Annotated in this window: 1 protein-coding gene; it reads left to right on the top strand. The window is 34.8% G+C overall.

Annotated features, from left to right (window positions below):
* The first annotated feature begins 112 nt into the window (after positions 1–112).
* Positions 113–1,807 (top strand): phospho-sugar mutase, encoded by a 1,695-nt coding sequence (locus tag U473_RS05720; protein ID WP_068724254.1) that lies wholly within the window; start codon positions 113–115, stop codon positions 1,805–1,807.
* Positions 1,808–1,857 lie beyond the last annotated feature (50 nt).

The raw sequence follows: 1,857 nt of genomic DNA, 5'->3' as shown, positions 1-1,857 counted from the left end.
TGGCCAGCCTCCTACCCGATTGATATACATAGTTGTCATTTCAAATTCATAAGTTAAAATGATAGTATGATGAAGTAACTCCAAATTAAATGCTTGATATGGTGGTGGTCAAATGGGAGAAGTATTAAAACAATATGAAACATGGTTACAGTATGACAACTTACAACCAGAATTGATGGAAGAATTGCAGCAAATAGAAGGAAACATGAAAGAGATCGAAGAACGTTTTTACAAAAATTTAGAGTTTGGGACTGGTGGTTTACGAGGAATAATAGGCGCTGGTACAAACAGAATGAATATCTACACTGTTCGAAAAGCCACAATGGGGCTTACTAATTGTATTATTGAGCAAGGTGAAAAAGCGATCAAGCAAGGCGTGGTTATCGCATATGATTCAAGAAAATATTCACAAACTTTTGCAGAAGAATCTGCGAAAGTTTTAGCTACTCATGGAGTTCAGGTCTATTTATTTAATGAGCTTAGACCTACACCACTCTTATCCTTTGCCGTTCGACATTTGCATGCCTTTGCAGGTATAGTGATTACAGCTAGCCACAATCCTTCAGAATACAATGGTTACAAAGTTTACAATACAGATGGGAACCAAATCACTGAAGAAATGGCTGAACAAATCTATCATCAGATGACCAATGTAAAAGACATATTACATATTTCAGTAGAACCTTTAGATCAATTGCTTGAACAAGGTTTAATCCATTATATTGGTAAAGAGATTGACAATGAATATGCCAAGAATGTTCGGTCATTGTTATTAAATCAGGATCTGATTGCCCAAAGTGGCAAAGAATTATCGATTATTTACACCCCTTTACATGGTACAGGAAATAAACCTGTTAGAGAGATATTACATCAAGTTGGCTTTACAAACTTACATATTTTAAAAGAACAGGAACATCCTGATCCCAATTTTTCAACAGTAAAAGCACCAAATCCAGAAGAAAGAGAAGTTTTTCATTTAGCTCTGCAATTAGCTAAGGAAAAGAATGCAGATATCATCATGGCAACCGATCCAGATGCAGATCGACTTGGTGTTCTGGTGAAAAATGGGGAAGAATATGAGGCTTTAAATGGAAATCAATTAGGTGCGATAATTTTATACTATTTATTAAATGAGAAAGCGAAGAAAGGAATTCTTCCTGAGAATGGGGTAATGGTAAATACCATTGTTACTTCAGACTTAGGAGAAAAAATCGCTAGTGCTTTTCATATTGCAACAGAAAAAACATTAACAGGTTTTAAATATATCGGTGAAAAAATAAAAGAATATCGCGAAACAGGACAATACACCTTTTTATTTGGTTACGAAGAAAGCTATGGTTATTTAGCAGGGGATTTTGTTCGGGATAAGGATGCAGTACAAATTACTGCTATTGTAGCCGAAATGGCTCTTGTATATAAACTTGAAGGAAAAAGTCTGTTAGACATTCTAGATGAAGTATACCAACGATTTGGGTATTACAAAGAAGATCTAGTTTCAATCACATTAAAAGGAATTGAAGGAAGTAATAAAATTAAGGAGATTGTTACGTCCTTTAGAGAAAATCCACCCAAAGAGTTAATTGGTATGAAGGTGAAGTCGGTAGAAGATTATTTACTGTCACCAATGGGTCTTCCTAAATCCAATGTGCTTAAAATTATTTTTGAGGATGACGCTTGGATTGCCATTCGCCCATCTGGTACAGAGCCAAAGCTAAAGTTTTACTTTAGTATGGTTAGTAACTCTCCACTTTCAGTTCAAGAAAAATTAAAACAACTAAAAGAGGCTGTCTTGGCACAACTTACATGAAATGCTATTGTGGGAAACAATACTAGATAAGGTATATTTATACGTAAAAA

Origin of the sequence: Tepidibacillus decaturensis (assembly GCF_001561915.1) — a bacterium.
In the GTDB taxonomy this organism is placed as follows: Bacteria; Bacillota; Bacilli; order Tepidibacillales; family Tepidibacillaceae; genus Tepidibacillus_B; species Tepidibacillus_B infernus.
This window is presented reverse-complemented; position numbering and strand designations above follow the sequence as displayed.